A 20,307-nucleotide genomic window follows, 5' to 3' on the forward strand; every position below is an offset into this window, starting at 1 on the left:
AACAAAAAATTTTAAACGGACAAACGCGGCGCGCGACCAATTGGGGCCACGGGCCGAGAACTGCTGGGCGGCCCTATAGCACAAAACATCCGCTCGCCAAACCATTTCTGCTGGGGCAATCATGCAAATATGTCGATTCTGAAGATCGCCCGCATGGGGCACCCGGTTCTGCTCGCCAAGGCGGGCTTGGTTGAGGATGTTTCGGCGCCGGAAATCCAGGCGCTGATCGCCGCCATGGCGGAGACGATGTTCGATGCCGGCGGAGTCGGGCTGGCGGCGCCGCAGGTGCATGTAGGGCTACGGCTGTTCGTGTTCCGGGTGCCACCCGGCCGGGGTGAGGGGGCGGAGATCCCGTTGCGGGCGGTGGTGAACCCAGTGATCACCCCCAATGAGGCGGCGGGGCGGGAGCTGGGCTGGGAGGGATGCCTGTCCATCCCAGGCCTGCGGGCGGCGGTGCCGCGCTGGCGGGAGATCCGCCTGAGCGGGCTGGATGAGGATGGCAAAGTCTTTGATGAGGTGCTGACCGGTTTTGCCGCGCGGGTGGTGCAGCATGAGGCGGACCATCTGGATGGGGTGCTTTACCCGATGCGGATGGAGGATTTCAGCCGGTTCGGCTATAATGAGGAGCTGGATCGATATCCTCAGGAGCTGTTGTGATGCAGATCGATGAACAGAAGGCCGCGCTGATTGACGCGCTGGCGCAGAATGCCGGGTTTGACGGCTGGACCGGCAAATCCTTGCGGATGGCGCTGAGCGGGTTGGGGCGGGATGCGGCGGAGGCGGATCTGGCCTTTCCCGGCGGACGCGCGGAGATGATCGCGGCCTATTTCGAGCTGGGCGATGAGCGGATGATCCGCGCCCGGCTGGGGCAGGGGGCGGAGAGTGGCACGACAGCGCGGGTGCGCGCGGCGGTGGCGGCCAGGCTGGAGCTGATGGCGGGCGAGAAAGAGGCGGTGCGCCGGGCGATGGCCTGGCTGGTGCTGCCGATGAATGCGCCGCGCCTGGCGAAGATTATCGCCCGGATGGCGGATGCGGTCTGGTTCGCGGCCGGGATAAGAGCGCTGACATGTCCTGGTACAGCAAGCGGGCCATTCTGGGGCGGTGCTCTCGGCGACGCTGCTCTACTGGCTCAGCGACAGCTCGATGGACTCGGAAAACACGCTGGCGTTCCTGGATCGCCGCCTGGCAGGGGTGGGGCGCTTTGGCAAGCTGAAAGCCCGCCTGCCGCGTTTGCCTTTCCCGCAGCACGCTTAAACGGAGACGGCGCGTCCCTAAAGGAGACGCGGCGTTTGCCTAAAGTCGCAGAAGTTTTTGGGGTGTGGGGACTTTTTTTAAAAAGTCCCCACTTCTTTTTAGTGCCCTGCGGACGGCGCATCAAAATCCGGCGTCAGTCCAGACGCGGAAAGCTGCACTGCCAGAGCGGATTTCAGCCGCACCAGCCCGGCTTCGGAGCTGGCTTCCGCGCGGGCGACCAGCACCGCCTGGGTGTTGGAGGCGCGCAGCAGCCACCAGCCATCCTCGGTGTTCACGCGTACGCCATCCGTATCGGACACTTTGGCGCCGTTTTCCTTCAGCCGGACGGCGACTTCCGTCACCACCTGGAATTTGCGGTCTTCCGGGCAATCGAAGCGCAGCTCGGGGGTGTTGAGCACCTGCGGCAGCGAGGCGCGGAAGGCGCCCAGCGTCTCTTCCATGCGGGCGATGACGCCCAGCACGCGCACGCCGGCATAGAGCGCGTCGTCAAACCCGTACCATTTATCGTTATAAAAGATGTGGCCGGACATTTCGCCGGCCAGCGGCGCCTTGGTCTCGGCCATTTTGGACTTGATCAGCGAATGGCCGGTCTTCCACATCAGCGGGGTGCCGCCGGCTTTGGCCACTTCGTCGAACAGTACCTGGCTCGCCTTCACGTCGGCGATGATGGTGCCGCCGGGGTGCTGCTTGAGCACGTCGCGGGCCATCAGGATCAGGAACTGGTCGCCGAACAGGATATGGCCTTCATTATCGACCAGGCCGATGCGGTCCGCATCGCCGTCGAAGGCGACGCCGACATCAGCACCTTCCTTTTTCACCGCGGCGATCAGCTGTTCCAGGTTCTTCGGCACGGTCGGGTCCGGGTGATGGGCGGGGAAGTTGCCGTCCACCTTGCCGTTGAGCACGATATGCTTGCCGGGGAGTTTTTCGACCAGCCTGGTCAGCACGTCGCCGGCGGCGCCATTGCCGTTATCCCAGACGATCTTGAGGGTCTTCTTGCCGTCCCAATCCTGCAGCAGGCGGGCGATATAGGCTTCGGAGATGTCTTTTTCGACGACGCTGCCCTTGGCTTGCGCGACGACCTTGCCCTCAGCGGCGCGGGCGCCGAGATCCTGGATCTGCGCGCCGAAGAACGGCTTGTTCTTCAACATCATCTTGAAGCCGTTATAGTTCGGCGGGTTATGGCTGCCGGTCACCATCACCGCGCCGTCGGCCGGCTGGGTGAAGGAGGCGAAATACAGCATCGGGGTCGGGCCCTGGCCGATATCGATCACCTCCATGCCGGACGCGACCAGCCCTTCGATGAGGGCGGCGGAGAGTTTGGGCGAGGAGAGGCGGCCATCGCGGCCGACCGCGACTTTTTTGCCGCCGGCCTCGGCGACGATGGAGCCGAAGACGCGGCCGATGGCGAAGGCATCCGCCTCGCCGAGGGTTTCGCCGACAATGCCGCGAATATCATACTCGCGCAGGCTGCTGGCGGGGAATTTATGGGAAAAGCTCATCGCTTCCTCTTGTCTCAGGCGTTGACGTAGTTTTTCAGGAATTCGCGCACGGCGGGCCCGAGGTCCGGCCGGGCGAGGGAGAAGGCGATCTGGGCTTCCAGGAAGCCGACCTTGTCGCCGCAATCGAAGCGCTTGCCTTCGAATTTCAACCCGTGGAAGGGCTTCTCGCCGATCATCTTGGCCATCGCGTCGGTCAGCTGCACCTCGTTGCCGGCCCCGGCCTCCATGCGGGAGAGATAGCCGATCACCTCCGGCAGCAGCACATAGCGGCCGATGATGGAGAGGTTGGAGGGGGCGTTCTCGGGCTTGGGCTTCTCGACCAGGCCGGTGACCTCGACGCGGTCGCCCTCGATGGCGCCGGTTTTCAGGATGCCGTAGCGGGCGGTGTGCTCGCGCGGGACTTCGGAAATGGCGACGACATTGCCGCCGGTCTCGTTATAGACTTTTGCGAGCTGGCCGATGCAGGGGTCTGGCTCAGCACCAGATCGTCTGGCAGCAGGATGGCGAAGGGATCGTCGCCGATGAAGGTGCGCGCGCACCAGATGGCGTGGCCGAGGCCCAGCGGCACTTGCTGGCGCACGGTGGTGATGGCGCCCGGCGGCATCGCCTCCTCGCGCAGCAGCGCCAGCGCCTCGCGCTTGGAGCGTTCGGCCAGGGTGGCTTCCAGCTCGAAGGCGATGTCGAAATGGTCGATCAAAGCGGTTTTGCCGCGGCCGGTGACCATGCAGAACTGGTCGATGCCGGCGGCGCGGGCCTCGTCCACCGCATATTGAATCAGCGGTTTGTCGACGACGGGGAGCATCTCCTTCGGCATCGCCTTGGTGGCCGGCAGAAAGCGCGTACCGAGGCCAGCAACGGGGAGCACGGCCTTGCGCAACGGTTTAACCAAAGGAAGTTCCTCCTGAGAAGCGATCTTGAGTGAGACCCGAAACCCCGGACGGGGCGGCGGGTGAGCGTTTGCGCCTTAAATGCGACAGAAATCTGGACAAGGTAACAGACGTATCGTGACAAAATAGCCACAAATGCGGCGTCTGGCGGGTTGGCCTGAGACGAGGAAGCAATGAAACGCCTATCTGTGATTGTCGCGCGAGGCACGGCACCGATGAGGCACCGCGATCATCCGATATTGCGAAGTAACGAATTTGCCAAGAGGGGGCGGCGCTTATCCGCGCGGGGCGGCGGCGCGGGCGAGGCGGTCATTGATCGCCACTCCCAGCCCGGTATCCGGAATGGGGGCGACGGCGATGCCGGCGGCACCCTTGGCATGGGCGTCCAGCCAATGCAGCCCTCGAACAGATTGGCGGCGGCCTCGGTGAGGTCGCGCCTGCCGGAGAGCTGGAAGCAGAGCCGGTCAGCGGGGGCGGGGCCGAAGGCGAGATAGGCTTCCTCTGCCCGCGGCGCGGTGACGTTGAGGCGCACGGGCAAAGCGGGGGCGTAATGGGAGGCGAGCATGCCGGGCGAGGCCATGGCGGCACCCGGGGTTGGCGCCGCGCCGAGCGGGCCGGCCAGGGCTTCCAGTGCCTCGCGGGTGACGCCGCCGGGGCGCAACAGCACCGGGCGATCGCCGGAGAGATCGATGACGGTGGATTCCACCCCGACCGGGCACGGACCGGTATCCAGAATGCCGGCGATCCGTCCCCCAGATCCGCCAGCACATGCGCGGCACTGGTGGGGGAGATGCGGCCGGAGCGGTTGGCGGACGGGCCGGCGATGGGCAGGCCGGCTTGTTTCAGCATTTCGCGGGCCAGGGGCTGGGCGGGGATCCGCACGGCCAGGGTCGGCAGGCCAGCCCCGGCCAGCAGGGCAACCGGGCAAGCCGCCCGGCGCTTCAGCACCATGGTGAGCGGGCCGGGCCAGCAGGCGGCGGCGATTTTCTCCGCGAGCCGGGTGGGCTGGACCTGCGCGAAGGCGGCGTCGGCATCTGGGTAATGGCAGATCAGCGGGTTGAAGCTGGGGCGGCCCTTGGCGCTGTAGATACCAGCGACGGCCTGGGCGTTGGTGGCATCCGCGCCGAGGCCATAGACGGTCTCGGTGCCGAAGGCGACGAGCTTGCCGGCCTGCAGCAGCTTTGCCGCGCAGAGCGGGCTGCGCAGGATCTTGGTCGGCTTATCGTCTGTCTGAGGCGTTGGTTCCAAGGCTCTGCCGGAAAATTATCGAAAGTTTTTGGGGTATGGGGACTTTTTTCAAAAAGTCCCCCAAAAATGTTCGGGACGTTGCACAGACGCCGTCACCACCCCGGCGTTTTTGCCGCTTTTTTGAAAAAAGCGGCGCCAAAAAACTTTTTTCAGTCTTTTTTGTCGGGCCCGAGATCGCGCGTTACTTCCGGGCTGTGCAGGAGCTTGTTGATCCGCGTCGCCTCGTCCAGCGCCTCGTCGGCGACGAATTTCAGCTCCGGGGCCACGCGCAGGCCCAGACGCGGCGCCATCTGCGCGCGCAGATACGGGGCGACGCGCTTCAGCGCCGGCAGCAGCGGGCGGATATCCTTCTGGCCGAGCACGGTGGCGAAGACCAGCGCGTGTTTGAGATCCGGCGACATCCGCACTTCCGAGACGGTGAGATGCTCACGCGCCAGGAGCGGGTCGTGGAATTCCGTGCGCATGAGAATATCGGAGAGGACATGCCGAATCTCCTCCCCACGCGCAGCTGACGCTGGCTTGGGCCAGCGGCAGCTTTGGAGTCGTTAGAGTGCTTCATATAACCGCTCCGGGACGATCAGGGCGCCACGATTTCGGTTTCATAGCACTCCACCACGTCGCCTTCACGCAGATCCTGGTAGCCGGCGAAGGAGAGGCCGCACTCATAGCCGCGCGCCACTTCCTTGACGTCGTCCTTGAAGCGCTTGAGCTGCGAGAGCTCGCCCTGATGGATGACCACGTTGTCGCGCAGCAGGCGCACGCCGCAGCCGCGCTTGACCACGCCCTCGGTGATGTAACAACCCGCGACCTTGCCGGTCTTGGTGATGTTGAACACCTGGCGGATTTCCGCGTAGCCCAGGAACTTCTCGCGATGCACCGGGGAGAGCTTACCCTTGACCAGCTTCTCGATGTCGTCCGACACCTCGTAGATGATCGAGTAGTAGCGGATATCCACGGCTTCGCGCTGGGACAGCTCACGGGCCTGCACATTGGCGCGGACATTGAAGGCGATGATCAGGCCATCGGAGGCCTTCGCCAGCTGCACATCGCTCTCGGTGATCTGGCCGACACCCGAATAGATCACGCGCACGCGGACCTCCTCGTTGCCGAGCTTGCCCAGCACCACGCCGATGGCTTCCGCCGAACCCTGCACATCCGCCTTGACGACGACGGCGACTTCCTTCTGCGCGCCGGCCTGAATGCGGGCGAGCATCTCTTCCATCGTGCCGCGCAATGCGGTCTGGGCGGCCACCTGACGCTCGCGCAGCTTGGCGGCGCGATACTCGGTGATCTCGCGGGCGCGCTGCTCATTCTCGACGACCACGAACGGCTCGCCCGCGGTGGGCGCGCCGGAGAGGCCGAGGATTTCGACCGGCAGGGAGGGCAGAGCCTCCTTCAGCTGGGCGCCCTTGTCGTTGATCATCGCGCGGATGCGGCCCCACTGGGCGCCGGCCACGACGATCTCGCCCTGGCGCAGCGTGCCCTTCTGGACCAGCACGGTGGCCACCGGGCCACGGCCCTTGTCCAGGCGGGATTCGATGACAGCACCTTCGGCGGACCGTTCCGGGTTGGCACGTAGCTCCAGCACCTCGGCCTGCAGGAGGATGGCTTCCTCCAGCTTGTCCAGGTTGGTCTTCTTCAGCGCCGAAACCTCGACATCGATGGTCTCGCCGCCCATGCTCTCGGTGACGATCTCGTATTGCAGCAGCTCGTTGCGCACGCGGTTGGCGTCCGCGCCCGGGCGGTCGATCTTGTTGATCGCCACGATGATGGGCACGCTCGCCGCCTTGGCGTGTTTGATCGCCTCGATGGTCTGCGGCATCACGCCGTCATCGGCGGCCACAACCAGTACGACGATGTCGGTGGAGGCGGCGCCACGGGCGCGCATGGCGGTGAAGGCTTCATGGCCCGGCGTATCGAGGAAGGTGATCGCCTGACCGGAGGGCAGGGTCACCTGATAGGCGCCGATATGCTGGGTGATGCCACCGGCCTCGCGGGCCGCGACATCGGTATGGCGCAGCGCGTCCAAGAGGCTGGTCTTGCCGTGATCGACATGGCCCATGATTGTGACGACCGGCGGGCGGGCCTGCAGCTCGTCATCGCTGTCGGCTTCGCCGGCCAAGCCGAGCTCGACATCGGAGTCAGAGACGCGGCGGACCTTGTGGCCGAATTCCTGCACCACCAGCTCAGCGGTGTCGGCGTCGATCACCTGCGTGATGGTGACCATCACGCCCATCTTCATCAAGGCGCGGACCACGTCGCGGCCGGGAGCGGCCATACGGTTGGCCAGCTCCTGCACGGTGATGGTCTCTGGCAGCACGACCTCGCGCACCACTTTCACGCCATCTGAGCGCAGCTTCTCCAGCTCCGCCTGGCGGCGCTCACGCTCGCGCTGGCGACGCACCGAGGCGAGCGAACGGGTCTTCTCGTCCTCGCCCGCGATTGCGGCCTGCACATCGATACGGCCGGCGCGGCGGTTGCCGTCGCCGATTTTCTTCGCCGGGGCGACCGGGGTGCCGCGCTTGGGCGCGGTGACGATCGGGCGGCGTGGGCCGCGCGGGGCGTCTTCTTCCTCGTCGCGGCCGCCGGGCTTGAGCTGCAGCGTGGTGCGCGGCGCGGCCGGGGTGCCGGGACGCGCCGGCGCCGGCGCGCCGGCGCGGGCTGGGGTGGCGGCGGGCTGGCGCGCGGCCGGCTGGGCCGGGGCCGGGGCAGGGGCCGGCGTTGCCGGGGCAGCCTTGGCGGCCTCAGCCTCTTCCTTGGCGCGGATCGCGGCCTCGGCGGCTTCCTTCTCGCGGGCGGCGGCTTCCTCGGCCTCGCGCTTCGCGTCTTCCTCGGCCTTGCGGCGGGCTTCCTCGGCGGCGGAGAGGATGGAGATCTTCTCCTGCTCGCGGCGCTCGGCCTCGGCCTTGGCGGCGGCGGCCAGAACGCGCTGGCGGTTGGCAAGCTCGGCCGCGGTCAGCGCGCGCTGGCCAGACGTGCCGCCACCACCACCCTGACGGGGGCGCGAGGGCGCGTTGCCGGACGGGGCCGGGCGGTCATTATTCTGCGGGCGCAGCGAAAGCGGCGCGGCCGGTGCCGTGCTGGCGGGCGCCGCACCGGCGGGCGCCGGGGCGCCGCCGCGCTTCTTGCGAACTTCTACCTGCACAACCTTTGTGCGGCCATGGGAAAAGCTCTGCCGCACCGATCCGGCATCGACCGTATGCCCGGCATCCGCGCGCGCGGCGGGGCGCAGCGAGAGCCTGCCCTTGGTTTCATTCTGGTCGTTGCCGTCACTCATGCCTAATCCGGTCCAATCTTCACATCGCGGCCGGATTTGACCCCGGCCTTGTTGGTTGGGCTCTACTGCCCGCTTACGCTTTCCTTCGCAACACCCCGCAGGCGCTGCGCCTCGATTTCGATCATGTGGGCGAGGCGCCCCGGTGCCACCACAACGTGCACCGTATGCTCCCGGCCAAAGATCCGGCCCAGCGCGGCGGCGGAAAGAACCGCCAGCTGGGGAATGGGCCGTCCGCCCGCGAAACGGGCGCGCTCCTCGGCGCTGCCATCGGCGGCCTGGACGATGATCCCGGCCCGGCCTGCCTGCAGCCATTCCCGGGCCTTCTCAAAGCCGGAGATCGCGGCACCGCTGCGCCGGGCCAGGCCCAGCAGATCGGTGATGCGCCGGGTCAGCGCGGCTTCCACCTGGGCGCGCAAATCCGGCGGGGCTTTCACCGCGCAGCGTGCGGCGCGTGAGAATACACCACGCCGGACCGCTAAATCTAGCACATCCGCGTCCGCGCTCAACCAGAGTCCGCGTCCGGGCAGGGTTGCGCCGGGGTCGAACACCAGGGTTGCGTCAGGTGCCGCCACGAAACGCAGCAGCGCCTCACGCGGCCCTGGGTGCGGGTGACCAGACAACGCCGGAGCGGCCCGCGCTCCGGCTCATCGGCCAGGATCTCTTCCGGCGCGGTTTGGGGGTCAGGCTGCGTCGCCATCCTCCCCTTCGAACCAATGGGCGCGGGCGGCCATGATGATCTCATTGGCCTGCTCTTCGCTCATGACATCCTCGCCGAGGATCTCCACCAGCTCGTCGCCGGCCAGATCGGCCAGATCATCCAGCGTCTTCACGCCTTTCTCGCCCAGCGCGATCAAATCCTTGGCGGAGAAGATCTCGATGGCGGCGACATCGTCGGTCACGCCCAGCTCGACGCGCTTTTCCTCCAGCTCGGCGGCCTGGCGCTCGAGATGGGTGGTGGCGCGGCGCACCAGCTCGCCGGCGACGTTTTCATCGAAGCCCTCGATGGTGGCGACCTCTTCCAGCGGGGTGGTGACCAGATCCTCGATCGTCTCGAAACCTTCCTGCACCAGCAGGCCGGCGATCATGTCATCCACATCCAGCCCGGCCACGAACAGGCCGGTCTTGCGGCGGAACTCTTCCTGGCGGCGCTCGGATTCCTCGGCTTCCGTCAGGATGTCGATATCCCAGCGGGTGAGCTGCGAGGCCAGGCGCACATTCTGGCCGCGGCGGCCGATGGCCAGCGAGAGCTGGCTGTCCGGCACCACCACTTCAACGCGGCCGGCTTCCTCATCCATCACCACCTTGGAGACCTCGGCCGGGCCAGCGCGTTCACCACAAAGGTGGCGACATTGGGGGACCAGGGAATGATGTCGATCTTCTCGCCCTGCAGCTCGGCCACCACCGCCTGCACGCGCGAGCCGCGCATACCCACGCAGGCGCCGACCGGGTCGATCGAGGCGTCGCGGGAGATCACCGCCATCTTGGCGCGCGAGCCGGGATCGCGGGAGACCGCCTTGATCTCGATGATGCCGTCATAGATTTCCGGCACTTCCTGCGCGAACAGCTTGGCCAGGAAGCCGGGATGGGTGCGCGAGAGGAAGATCTGCGGGCCGCGCGGCTCCTCGCGCACATCATAGATATAAGCGCGCACGCGGTCGCCATTCTTCAGGTTCTCGCGCGGGATGCACTCATCGCGGCGCAGCAGCGCCTCGGCGCGGCCGAGATCGACCATCAGATTGCCGTACTCGGTGCGCTTGACCACACCGTTGATGATCTCGCCGACACGGTCCTTGAACTCGTTGAACTGCTTGGAGCGCTCATATTCGCGCACGCGCTGCACGATCACCTGCTTGGCGGTCTGCGCGGCGATGCGGCCGAAATCGATCGGCGGCAGCGGGTCGATCAGGAAGTCGCCGATCTCTTTCTCGGGGGCGAATTTCTTGGCGATGGCGACGGGGATCTGGGTTTCCTCGTTTTCCACCGTCTCGACGATCTCGGTCCAGCGGGAGAGGCGGACATCGCCGGTCTTGCGGTCGATGACGGCGCGGATATCCTTCTCATGCCCGTATTTGGCGCGGCCGGCCTTCTGGATGGCCTGCTCCATCGCTTCCAGAACGTCCTCGCGTTCGATCTGCTTTTCCGGGCCACGGCGTCCGCGACGAGCAGCAATTCCGGGCGGTTGACGGAGGTGTCCATGCGATCCTCTAGTTTGTCACTTTGGGTGGGTGGTGAAGGCGATCAGCGCGTCGGTGAGGACGAGCTTGGCCTTGCGGATATTATCACGGGCGATCTCGACGGTCTCGCCATTTTCCAGGGTGAGTTTCGCGGTGGTGGCATCGGCGCCGGCCAGCTTGCCGGTATAGCGCTTGCGGTTCGCCGCATCCGGGAAATTCAGCTCGATGCGCGCATCGAACCCGGCATAGGCGTTGAAATCCTTGGCGCGGGTCAGCGGCCGGTCGATGCCGGCGGAGGAGACCTCCAGCGTCCAGGCGCTGTCGATCGGGTCTTCCACGTCCAGCACGGCGGAGAGCAGGCGGGAGATTTTCTCGCAATCCTCCACCGTGAAGCCGGTGCCATCGGCGCGGTCGGCCATGATCTGCACGGTGGGGTCTCGGTGCCCATCACCTGCACGCGCACCAGCTCATAGCCCTGGGCTTCCAGCGGCTCGACGATCATGTCGGCAATGCGGCCTTCCAGGCCGGTATGGGTCGGGCGGTTATCTGACACGTAAAATCCAATAAAAAAGGCGGCCGGTTAGGGCCACCCTGTGAAACAGCGGGTTTTGTTGGCGCTTATGTACGCCCGGGGGGAGAAAGGGCAAGGGGGATTCGCATGGGTGGCGCTCAGACCGCCTCGGCCCAGAATTTTTCCCAGCCCTGGGCGCGCAGGTCGCAGGCCGGGCATTTGCCGCAGCCATAGCCCCAGCGATGCAGCGTTGAGCGGTCGCCGTTGTAGCAGCTATGCGAGCCGGTGCGGATGGTCTCAACCAGCCCGTCCCCGCCCAGCTCCTGGGTCAGCGCCCAGGTTTGCGCCTTGTCCAGCCACATCAGCGGGGTATGCAGCACGAAGCGGCTTTCCATGCCGAGATTGATCGCCGCCTGCAGCGCCTTCACCGTATCGTCCCGGCAATCCGGGTAGCCGGAATAATCCGTCTCGCAGACGCCGGTGACGATATGCTTGATCCCGCGCCGATAGGCGATGGCGGCGGCGAAGGTGAGGAACATCAGGTTGCGGCCGGGCACGAAGGTGCTGGGCAGGCCGTTCTCCTGCATGGTGATCGCCGAGTCCTGGGTCAGCGCGGTGTCACTGATCTGGCCCAGCACGGAGAAATCCACCAGATGATCCTCGCCCAGCCGCGCCGCCCAACCGGGGACGAGCCTGGCCATCGCCTCGCGCAACGGCAGGCGGACATCCAGCTCCACCCGGTGGCGCTGGCCGTAATCAAAGCCCAGCGTCTCCACCCGGCCATAGCGGGCCAGCGCCCAGGCCAGGCAGGTGGCGGAATCCTGGCCGCCGGAGAACAGCACCAGGGCGGCGTTCTGGTCCATCATGCCGCCTCCGGGCCGTAATAGGCGCAGCGATCCTGGTTGGAGGCGCGCGAGATGGTCACACGATACAAGGCCGGGCAGGCGGCGGCGAGGCGCGTCCAGATCCAGGCGCAGAGATTTTCCATGGTAGCGGGGCCGAGATCCGGCACCTCATCGAGGAAGCGATGGTCCAGCCCGTCGCGCACCTCCTCCAGCAGCCGGGCCAGCAGCCCGACATCCATCACCATGCCGCTCGCCGGGTCCGCCTTGCCGCGCAATGTCACCTCCGCAAGATAGGTATGGCCGTGGATGCGCCGGCTCGGGTCGGTTTCGATCTTGCGCTCCAGCGTGTGCGCGGCATCGAAGATGAATTGCTTGCTGAGCTCGTACATCAGCGGATTCCCAAAAATTTATGCGTCTGCAGCGAGAGGCGCCAGCGCGGATGCGCCATGCAATAAGCCACCGCCGCCGCAGTATTGGCGGCCTGGTCGGGGCCGTCCATCGGCTGCAGCAGGAAATGCCGGAAGGCCAGCCCCTCGAAGCGCGCCGGGAGGGCGTCCGGCTGCGGGAAAACCAGCTTCAGCTCGTCGCCGCCCGCAACCGCCAGCACCGCGCCGGCCTTGGGCTGACGCAGAGCCAGTCCACCCCGGCAGGCGGGGCGATGGTGCCGTTGGTTTCCACCGCGATCTCGAACCCCGCCGCATGCAGGGCATCGACCAGAGGTGTATCGAGCTGCAGCAGCGGCTCGCCGCCGGTGAGCACGACCAGCCTGTCCTCCGGCTGGTCCTGCGACCAGGCGGCGGCGATGGCGGCGCTGAGATCGGCGGCATCGGCGAAGCGGCCACCACCGGTGCCGTTGGTGCCGATGAAGTCGGTGTCGCAGAAGCGGCAGATCGCCGTGGCGCGGTCTTCCTCGCGGCCTGACCAGAGATTGCAGCCGGCAAAACGGCAGAACACCGCCGCGCGGCCGGCATTCCGGCCCTCGCCCTGCAAGGTGTAGAAGATTTCTTTAACGCTATAGGCCATGGCTGCGGCGTGGGGATTATAGCCGGGCGGCCCGCATGGCAATGCCGCTTACGCGAAACCCTGCCCCGCTGTGGCAAAGCCCTCAGCGCAATAGCTGTTTAGATTGACGCGGCAGCGTCGAGATAGACACGTGAAGCTGCTGGGCAAAACCTGGTCGAGCGAGGGGGTTACCCATCTCGCCCTAGCAATAAAGTCGTAATTTTCTCTTGCGGCGGCGCCTGAGTTCCGAATCTTGGGGTTACCCCGACTCAGGTTTCATGGAAGGCTTTGCGCCTGTTGAGGGGACGCTGGAATTGCGGGCGGGGATCGATGCAATGCGTCGCGCGCCGGGCCGTCGCTGGGCGGTCGATACAACAATGGCAAGGAAAGAGCCCATGAGAATAATCGTCAGGCAGGTCGCGTGCCCGCAGGAGAGCATGATCGCAGACTGGGTGCCAGGTGCTGATCTTGCGGATGCCTTCGCCGTGGAGTTGAGCGGAGAGGATGCGGCGCGGGGCATCGAGGCTCTCGCCCGCAGCACGCTCGGCCACCCGGCCCCGTGGTTCCGGGCTCTGCTGTCGATCCGCGACCAGGTCGTCCGTCCGTTTGGCATCAAATCCTCGCGTCAATTGCGGGAGCAGGCCGTGGCAGGCGGGGCGGGGTACATCGATTTCTTCCGGGTCAGGTCAAGATCGCGCGACGAGGTTGTGCTGGGTGAGGATGATCGGCATCTCGATTTCCGGGCCTCGCTGTTAATCCGGCCGCGGCATGATGGCGAGGGGCGGAGCTTGTCGCGACGACCGTGGTGCGTTGCCACAATCTTGTCGGCAGGGCCTATTTGTTGGCGATCGCCCCGTTTCATCGGCAGGTCATCCGCTCCAACCTCTCTGCCGCCGCGGCGCGCGGCTGGCGGTAATGCGGCCGGGCGGGCGAGCGCCGGCTCAGTCCAGATTTTGTCGCGCGGCTCGACGGATGGCCTGTGGTGGGATGCCATGGAGCTTGACGAATGCACGGCGCATGCGCTCGGGATCGGTAAATCCCACGGCGCGCGCAATCTGCTCCACCGGTTCGGCACCCTCCCGCAACCGCACACGCGCAGCTTCGACGCGCAACCGCTCAACGGCCCGGGCCGGCGTTTCACCGGTCTCTCGGCGGAACGCGCGGCTGAATTGCCGCGGGCTGAGATGCACGGCCTCGGCCAGGCGCTCCACGCCCAGCGGCTCGGGCAGATGATCGCGTGCGAAGGCAAGCGCCAGGCGGATGCGGTCGGTTGCCGGTTCCATCTGCGATAATGGCGAGAATTGCGATTGTCCGCCGGAGCGTCGATGATAAACGACGAGCTCGCGGGCGACCTCGCGCGCCATCTCGACACCATGGTCAGCCTCGATCAGAGCCAAGGCGAGATCGATGCCCGCGGTGATCCCCGCCGATGTCCAGACATCGCGATCGGCTATGAAGATGCGATCGGCCTCGACCCTGACAGCCGGGTATTCCCGCTGCAGCAGATGCGCGACCCGCCAATGGGTCGTCGCCCGGCGCCCCGCCAGCAGCCCCGCCTCCGCCAGCAGGAACGCCCCGTGCAGACGCTGGCGACACGCGCGGCCTTTGCGGCCAGCGCGCGCACGGCGGCAACTTCGCCGGGCGCCCGCATCGGCGCGATGTCGCCGCCGACGACGATCAGCGTGTCCAGCGCGACGCCTTTCGGGGCACGGCTTTCAACCATGGCCCCACCACTGCCGCGCACCTTGCCGCCGGCCCGCGACAGGACCTCCAGAGCGTAAAGCGGCCGGTCGGCAATCCGGGCGACCGCTTCGAACGCGCCGAACGGCCCGGCGAAATCCAGGATCTGATGGCCTGGATAGAGAAAGAAACCGATATGATGCATGACGTCTTAAATTAAGGGATATATGTCATTTATGCCAATGTCTTTTTCCGTCACTGTCGTTGGCGAAAGGAGATCCGCCATGACAAATGTCGTCATCCCCCTCTATGAAGGGGTGACACCGCTCGATTTTACGGGCCCCTATCAGATCCTCCGCGTCCTGCCGGAGATGGATATCCAGCTCGCCGCGCTCAGCCAGAAAGAGATTGTCGCGGACGGCCTCACTTTTGGCGCGCTGCAAGATCTGGAGAGGATAGACTCCTGCGACGTTCTCCTCGTCCCCGGTGGCCTTGGCTGTATTGCGGCGTTGGAGACGCCCCGGTTTCTCGCCGAAATCCGGCGGCTTGGTGCAAGCGCTGGATATGTTACCTCGGTTTGCACCGGCTCGCTGATCCTCGCCGCGGCGGGGCTGCTGGATGGCCGCCGCGCGGCCTGCCACTGGGCCTTTCGAACGCTTCTGTCCGCCTTTGGGGCGATCCCGGATGCTGGCCGGGTGGTGCGTGACGGCAACCGTATCAGCGGCGGCGGGGTGACCGCCGGCATGGATTTTGCCCTCTCCCTGATTGCCGAGCTGCGGGGAGAGGAAGCCGCACAGGGCGCCCAGCTTCTGCTGGAATACGCGCCAGAACCACCCTTCGCGGCGGGGTTGCCGGAGATGGCGCCGCGGCCGGTCCTGGAGGCCGTCAATGCCCGTCTCTCCACCGCGCTTGCCGATGCCGAACGGCGCATCGCGATCGTCGCCGCACAGCTACGGCCAGCCGGTTGAGAGATTGGCTTAGAAAGGACCACGGAAATGAGACTGAAGAATAAAACCGTCCTGATCACCGGCGGCACCAGTGGCATTGGCCTGGCCACCGCCAAGCTCTTCCTCCGCGAGGGCGCGCGCGTGGCCGTTACCGGGCGCGATACCAGCCGCTTCGCGGCGGTGCGCGCCGAGCTCGGCGAAGAGGCGCTGATCCTGCGGGCCGACGCCCGCTCGGTCGCGGATATGCAGGAGGTCAGCAAGGACGTCGCGAAAGCCTTTGGTGAACTCGATGTCTTCTTCGCCAATGCCGGCATCGCCTATGGCACCCCGCTCGCCGAGACCGATGAGGCGCGCTATGATGAGATAATGGATATCGACGTCAAGGGCGTCTTCTTCTCCATGCAGGCCGTGGCGCCGATTTTGCGCCCTGGCGCTTCGGTCATCCTGAGCACCTCCTTCATCATCCATGTCGGCCGGCCCGGCCTTTCCCTGCTCTCGGCCGCCAAGGCCGCCGTGCGGTCCCTCGCACGAACCTGGTCTCGCGAATTTCTGGATCGCAAGATCAGGGTCAACACGATCTCTCCTGGCTTCATCGACACACCCCTGATCAGCCGGCATCGCAGCCCGGAAGAGCTTCAGGCGTTCCGCGACAAAGCCGCTGCGACGGTGCCCGTCGGCCGTATGGGGACAGCGGAGGACATTGCCGCCGCGGCGCTCTATCTGGCCAGCGATGAGTCCAGCTATGTCGTCGGCGCGGAGCTGGTCGTGGATGGCGGTGTCTCGCAGATTTGAGGCTGAGCCATGGTAGCAGGCGAAATACCCGCAAGCGTCTCCTCGATCATTCGGCACGCCTGACATCGTCCAAATGGCGCGGCAAACGGCATGCGGCGAGGAAAACAGCGACCTGAAATATGCAAAGAAGCAGAAAGGCCCAGGCGTAGGCGGTCGCCACCGCCGGGCCGGAACCATGCGCCCCCAGCCTCCAGGCGAGGAATGTCGCGCAAAGCGTTGTCATGATCGGCCCGCCGAGGCGCTGAGCGATGTTCAGCGAGGTGGTTGCCATGGGCAGATCTTGCTTGGGAATAGCGGCATATGCGGCGGTCATGGATGGCAAGCCGACGGCGCTCATGCCCAAGCCCCGCAGGAACAGCGTGGGGATTAGTATGAACAGGTTGAGCCCATGGAGCGCCAGATAAAGAAACGCCAGCGTGGCGATGCAACCCAGCAGCGCACCGCCCGCCGATAGGGCGCGGATGCCAAACCTGTCGGTCAGCGCACCCATCTGCGGATAGGTCACCATCATGCCCAGCCCGAGCGGCGCCAGCATCCAGCCCATCTCGGCCGGCGCGCGGCCGCATGCCTGAATCAAAAAGGCGGGGATGAGCATCTGCCCCGCGAACTGCACGCCGTTCGAGAGGGACTGCGTCACGATTGCGGCCGAAAACACCCGGATCTTGAACAGCCGCAGATCAACCAACGCCGCATCGCCTTTGCGCCGCGCCGTCCAAAGAAAGCCGGCAATCATGATGATACCGGCAGCGAGGGTCGCCCGGCCCGTCATCCGACCGATCTTGTCCGCGCCGTAGAGGCACAGCGCCAGTCCCGGCGAGAGCAATGCAAGGCCAAGCCAGTCCAGCTTCTTGCGGGTGACCTCTTCCCGGTCTCGCGGCAGGAACAGAATGGCCAACAGGAAGGCGAGCGCGCCGACGGGCAAATTGACCAGGAAAAGCCAGCGCCATGACGCATATTGCAGGATGGCGCCGGCAATGATCGGGCCAAAGACCGGCGCCAGCAGAACCGGCAGCGCCATGTACCCGGCCACACGCGCCATGTGCCTGCCGGCTGCCTTGGCGATCATCATCTGCGCCATGGGGGCGAGGAGCCCGCCGCTGATGCCCTGAAAAACGCGGAACGCGATCAAGCCATCCGCCGACCAGGCCAGCCCGCACAGCGCCGAGGACAAGGTGAAACCCGCGAAACACCAAAGGTAAAGCGATTTCGCGCCGATGCGGCCGACCAGCCATCCGTTCAACGGCAGAGCCAGGGCCAACGCCAGCAGATAACCGCTGGTGACCCACTGAATGATTGAAAAACTTGCGTGCAGATCTGCAGCCAGGCTCGACAGGGAGACATTGACGATGGTGGCATCGAGTTGCGCCAGCAGGCCCCCAAACAAGGCGACGGCGGCAATTCTCCATACCTCGGGATCGAGCTGCGTATCCTTCGCGACATCTTCCGGGGCCGGGCCTTGGGGCATGCGTTATGATTGCTTGGGCGAATGGCCACCGTGGAAACGCCCGAATGTGCGGGCGGAAAACAGGCCGATCAGCAGCACGCCCGCGCCGGCGGCGATGACCTGATCGGCGGCATGCAGATTGAAATTGCCGACGCGAATAAGGAGCAGATAGGCCAAGACAAGGTTCGCAAATCCCCAAAGGACATTGACGGTGGAGGAGGAAAGCCCCTGTCCCGGCGGCTTGGCGAACGGGCTTTGAAAGGCCTGCCCCATCGTGCCGCTGACAAAATGCGGAACGGCATTGGCGAGAAATATGCCCCGAACAGGTAAGATATGTCGTGCAGCCAATTCATGAATGCCGGCTCCTTGTCAGACGATAAATGCTGGGCGCCAAGCTGCGGCTGGGCCCGTGCTGCGACCTATTCCGCCTCACCCAGACGCTTGATCAGCGTCACGGCGGACATGAGCGTCTCCCGTTCTTCGAGGGTGAGTCTGGCCATGGCTTCGAGCAGCCATTTCTGTTTCGCGGCACTGCGCCGATGCCGCGCCTGAATGCCGGCCTCCGTCAAAGCGAAAAGGATCTGCCGGCCATCGGTTGGATGCGGTTGGCGCGAGACCAGCCCCTCGCCCTCCAATTCCGCGAGAGTGGCACCCATGGATTGCGGTTTGACCCCCTCGGCCCGCGCGAGATCGGCTGTCGTCATCGGGCCGGCTTTATCGAGCCGTGCCAGTACCATGGTCTGTGACCATGTCAGCCCGTCCGGGTTGGTGTCGGCACGCAGGCGCCGCAAAAGCTGGCCGACCGCCAGCGAAAGCTCCGTAACGGCGGTTTCGAGAGGCGCGGGCATGCCGGAAGATCGATCCATGCCCTCACCCTTACATAAAAACAGCTAAACTTGCAAGTTTAACTACTAAATATGCTATGCCACGCAAGCGACGATTATGTCATGCCCGCCCGATACCAAGGCGGTTGGCGGCTTCACGCGCTTCCGCCTCGCGGCGCGGCAGAATATCCGCCATCAGCGCCCGATACGCCGCCAGGATCGCGGCCGGGGCGGTTTCCGGCCGCCCCGCGTCGAACGGTGGCGCGGGGCATATTCAAGCCCGAGCTGAATGATCTGTGCCTGCTCCACGCCCCCGATCTCGGCCAGCACCGCCAGCGCGAAATCGATGCCCGCCGTCACCCCGCCACCGGTTATGATGTTTCCATCACGCACGACGCGTCCGTCATCGGCAATCGCGCCAAACAGCGGCAGAAGATGACGCCACGCCCAGTGGCAGGCGGCCCGCCGGCCAACCAGCAGACCGGCAGCGCCGAGGATCAACGAGCCGGTGCAAACCGAGGTGACATAGCGCGCGGCCAGTCCCAGCCGCCGGATCTCGGCAATGAAGGCCGAATCCAGCGCCGTGGCCGTCGTACCGCGGCCGCCCGGCACACAAATCAGATCGCAGGCCTCAATCTCCGCCAGCCGCCTGGTTCCAGCAAAGATCAAGCCCTCGCTCAGCACGTCACCCCCGGCGGGGCTGGCGATGATCACCTCGCTATCGGGCCAGCGCACGAAAAACTGATGCGGCCCGGTGAAATCAAGCTGGGTCATGTCGGGATAGATGGCGAAGACGATGCGGAATGGCGGGTTGTTCATGACAGGCTCCTGATGCTGACGAAACCATGCCCGAACTGGCCGATTGACCAAATGACAATGATCCCTCATTTTCTGACAGCGATGAAGACTATTGCCCTCTTCCTCTTCGAGGATTTCCAGATCCTTGACGCCGCCGGCCCGACCGCCGTGTTCGAGATCGCCGAGCGGCTCGCGCCCGGCTCCTATCGCCTCCAGCTCATCTCGATGCATGGCGGCGCGGTCCGCAGTTCGTCCGGCCTCGCCCTCGACAGCCTCCGGGCCGATGACGCGCCGGCCATGGACACGCTGATCGTGGTCGGCGGCAATGGCAGCCGACGGGCGATGCACCATCATGAGAACACCGCCTATCTTCGCAGCCGCGCCCGGGATACGCGGCGTCTCTGCAGCGTCTGTTCAGGTGCGTTTCTGCTGGCCGCGGCGGGGCTGCTCGACGGCAAACGGGCAACGACCCACTGGCATCGGGCGGAAGAATTGCAGCGCTTGTTTCCGGCCATACGGGTCGAAGCCGATCGCATCCATGTCCGAGACGGCACGATCTGGACGTCCGCCGGCATCAGCGCGGGAATCGATCTGGCCCTGGCGCTGGTCGCGGAGGATCTGGGAGAAGCGGTCGCAAAACATGTCGCGCAACAGATGGTCGTCTATTACCGCAGGCCAGGCGGGCAATCGCAATTTTCCGCGCTGGCCGAACTGGGCAGCAATGCCACGCCCTTCGCGCCCTTGTTGGATTACATGCGCGCCCATCTTTCCGAGCGCCTGACCGTGGAACGGCTCGCGGCATACATGGCGATGAGCCCGCGCAACTTTGCCCGCGCCTTCACGCGCGAGATCGGGATCAGCCCGGCCAGGGCCGTGGAACGGTTAAGGCTTGAAGTCGCCCGAGAGCGTGTCGAGTCCTCCCGCGAGCCGATCGAACAAATCGCGGCATCAACGGGATTTCACGACCCAGAACGAATGCGCCGGGCATTCGTTCGCCATTTCGGCCAGCCCCGCAGGCGATGCGCCGCGTTTGCGCATACGGCTGAGCACGACTTGGTTTTCTCTCGGGTGGTTCCAGTAGGATTCCGGAGGTAGTTTTGGGATGGCGGCATCTGGACTCAG

Annotated in this window: 15 protein-coding genes and 7 pseudogenes; 6 read left to right on the top strand and 16 right to left on the bottom strand. The window is 65.5% G+C overall.

The features are described 5' to 3' along the window. Positions 1-129 precede the first annotated feature (129 nt). Both def and GT370_RS17565 read left to right on the top strand, forming a co-directional pair. On the top strand, positions 130-657 hold the full coding sequence (gene def, locus GT370_RS17560) for a peptide deformylase (protein ID WP_008495167.1): 528 nt from the start codon (positions 130-132) through the stop codon (positions 655-657). Between the two features lie 444 nt (positions 658-1,101). Beyond that, the gene (locus GT370_RS17565; RefSeq protein ID WP_270183469.1) at positions 1,102-1,254 is read left to right on the top strand and encodes a ubiquinone biosynthesis protein COQ9; all 153 of its coding nucleotides are present in this window, start codon (positions 1,102-1,104) and stop codon (positions 1,252-1,254) included. 98 nt (positions 1,255-1,352) lie between these two features. On the opposite strand, the gene pgmG is transcribed toward GT370_RS17565, so the two are convergent. From pgmG to queE, 11 genes and pseudogenes are all read right to left on the bottom strand, one after another. Beyond that, entirely contained in the window at positions 1,353-2,756 is a 1,404-nt protein-coding gene (gene pgmG, locus GT370_RS17570; RefSeq protein WP_008495169.1) for a phosphoglucomutase/phosphomannomutase PgmG, read from the bottom strand. A gap of 14 nt (positions 2,757-2,770) precedes the next feature. Then, positions 2,771-3,645: pseudogene (gene galU / locus GT370_RS17575) on the bottom strand (UTP--glucose-1-phosphate uridylyltransferase GalU). A gap of 273 nt (positions 3,646-3,918) precedes the next feature. Continuing rightward, positions 3,919-4,891, bottom strand: a pseudogene (locus tag GT370_RS17580) (L-threonylcarbamoyladenylate synthase). A 149-nt stretch (positions 4,892-5,040) separates the two neighbouring features. After that, positions 5,041-5,450, bottom strand: a pseudogene (gene rbfA, locus GT370_RS17585) (30S ribosome-binding factor RbfA). 18 nt (positions 5,451-5,468) lie between these two features. Then, entirely contained in the window at positions 5,469-8,168 is a 2,700-nt protein-coding gene (gene infB / locus GT370_RS17590; protein ID WP_270183471.1) for a translation initiation factor IF-2, read from the bottom strand. Positions 8,169-8,230: 62 nt separating this feature from the next. Continuing rightward, the gene (locus GT370_RS17595) at positions 8,231-8,740 is read right to left on the bottom strand and encodes a DUF448 domain-containing protein (protein ID WP_270183472.1); all 510 of its coding nucleotides are present in this window, start codon (positions 8,738-8,740) and stop codon (positions 8,231-8,233) included. 108 nt (positions 8,741-8,848) lie between these two features. Then, positions 8,849-10,364: pseudogene (gene nusA, locus GT370_RS17600) on the bottom strand (transcription termination factor NusA). A gap of 16 nt (positions 10,365-10,380) precedes the next feature. Next, entirely contained in the window at positions 10,381-10,761 is a 381-nt protein-coding gene (rimP, locus tag GT370_RS17605) for a ribosome maturation factor RimP (protein ID WP_270184423.1), read from the bottom strand. Positions 10,762-11,011: 250 nt separating this feature from the next. Then, positions 11,012-11,716: a 7-cyano-7-deazaguanine synthase QueC gene (gene queC / locus GT370_RS17610; RefSeq protein WP_008495177.1), complete on the bottom strand. Its 705-nt coding sequence runs from the start codon at positions 11,714-11,716 to the stop codon at positions 11,012-11,014. After that, complete coding sequence (locus GT370_RS17615; RefSeq protein WP_008495178.1) at positions 11,716-12,087, bottom strand: 6-pyruvoyl trahydropterin synthase family protein; 372 nt, start codon at positions 12,085-12,087, stop codon at positions 11,716-11,718. The genes queC and GT370_RS17615 overlap by 1 nt, the downstream gene beginning before the upstream one ends. Continuing rightward, positions 12,087-12,721, bottom strand: a pseudogene (gene queE, locus GT370_RS17620) (7-carboxy-7-deazaguanine synthase). Before queE ends, GT370_RS17615 begins: the two are co-directional and overlap by 1 nt. A gap of 416 nt (positions 12,722-13,137) precedes the next feature. Here queE and GT370_RS17625 point away from each other — a divergent pair. Continuing rightward, positions 13,138-13,398 (top strand): annotated as a pseudogene (locus GT370_RS17625) (DUF2867 domain-containing protein); the annotation flags it as partial. A gap of 243 nt (positions 13,399-13,641) precedes the next feature. On the opposite strand, the pseudogene GT370_RS17635 reads toward GT370_RS17625, so the two are convergent. After that, positions 13,642-14,585 (bottom strand): annotated as a pseudogene (locus GT370_RS17635) (GlxA family transcriptional regulator). A gap of 79 nt (positions 14,586-14,664) precedes the next feature. On the opposite strand from GT370_RS17635, the gene GT370_RS17640 reads away from it, so the two are divergent. Beyond that, positions 14,665-15,348, top strand: coding sequence for a DJ-1/PfpI family protein (locus GT370_RS17640; RefSeq protein ID WP_008495183.1), 684 nt, complete (start codon positions 14,665-14,667; stop codon positions 15,346-15,348). Between the two features lie 27 nt (positions 15,349-15,375). Further along, entirely contained in the window at positions 15,376-16,119 is a 744-nt protein-coding gene (locus tag GT370_RS17645) for an SDR family oxidoreductase (protein WP_008495184.1), read from the top strand. 46 nt (positions 16,120-16,165) lie between these two features. Here the strand turns inward: GT370_RS17645 and GT370_RS17650 are convergent, their stop codons facing one another. From GT370_RS17650 to GT370_RS17665, 4 genes are all read right to left on the bottom strand, one after another. Then, the gene (locus GT370_RS17650) at positions 16,166-17,584 is read right to left on the bottom strand and encodes a DHA2 family efflux MFS transporter permease subunit (protein WP_008495185.1); all 1,419 of its coding nucleotides are present in this window, start codon (positions 17,582-17,584) and stop codon (positions 16,166-16,168) included. 3 nt (positions 17,585-17,587) lie between these two features. Beyond that, positions 17,588-17,911, bottom strand: a complete 324-nt coding sequence (locus tag GT370_RS17655) for a hypothetical protein (RefSeq protein ID WP_270183473.1) — start codon at positions 17,909-17,911, stop codon at positions 17,588-17,590. 71 nt (positions 17,912-17,982) lie between these two features. Beyond that, complete coding sequence (locus GT370_RS17660) at positions 17,983-18,429, bottom strand: MarR family winged helix-turn-helix transcriptional regulator (RefSeq protein ID WP_051060378.1); 447 nt, start codon at positions 18,427-18,429, stop codon at positions 17,983-17,985. 153 nt (positions 18,430-18,582) lie between these two features. After that, entirely contained in the window at positions 18,583-19,206 is a 624-nt protein-coding gene (locus GT370_RS17665; protein ID WP_270183474.1) for a DJ-1/PfpI family protein, read from the bottom strand. A gap of 12 nt (positions 19,207-19,218) precedes the next feature. Here GT370_RS17665 and GT370_RS17670 point away from each other — a divergent pair, with 12 nt between their 5' ends. Further along, the gene (locus GT370_RS17670; RefSeq protein WP_442865457.1) at positions 19,219-20,280 is read left to right on the top strand and encodes a GlxA family transcriptional regulator; all 1,062 of its coding nucleotides are present in this window, start codon (positions 19,219-19,221) and stop codon (positions 20,278-20,280) included. The last annotated feature ends 27 nt before the right edge of the window (positions 20,281-20,307 follow it).

This window comes from Acidocella sp. MX-AZ03, assembly GCF_027626035.1.
Lineage (GTDB): Bacteria > Pseudomonadota > Alphaproteobacteria > Acetobacterales > Acetobacteraceae > Acidocella > Acidocella facilis.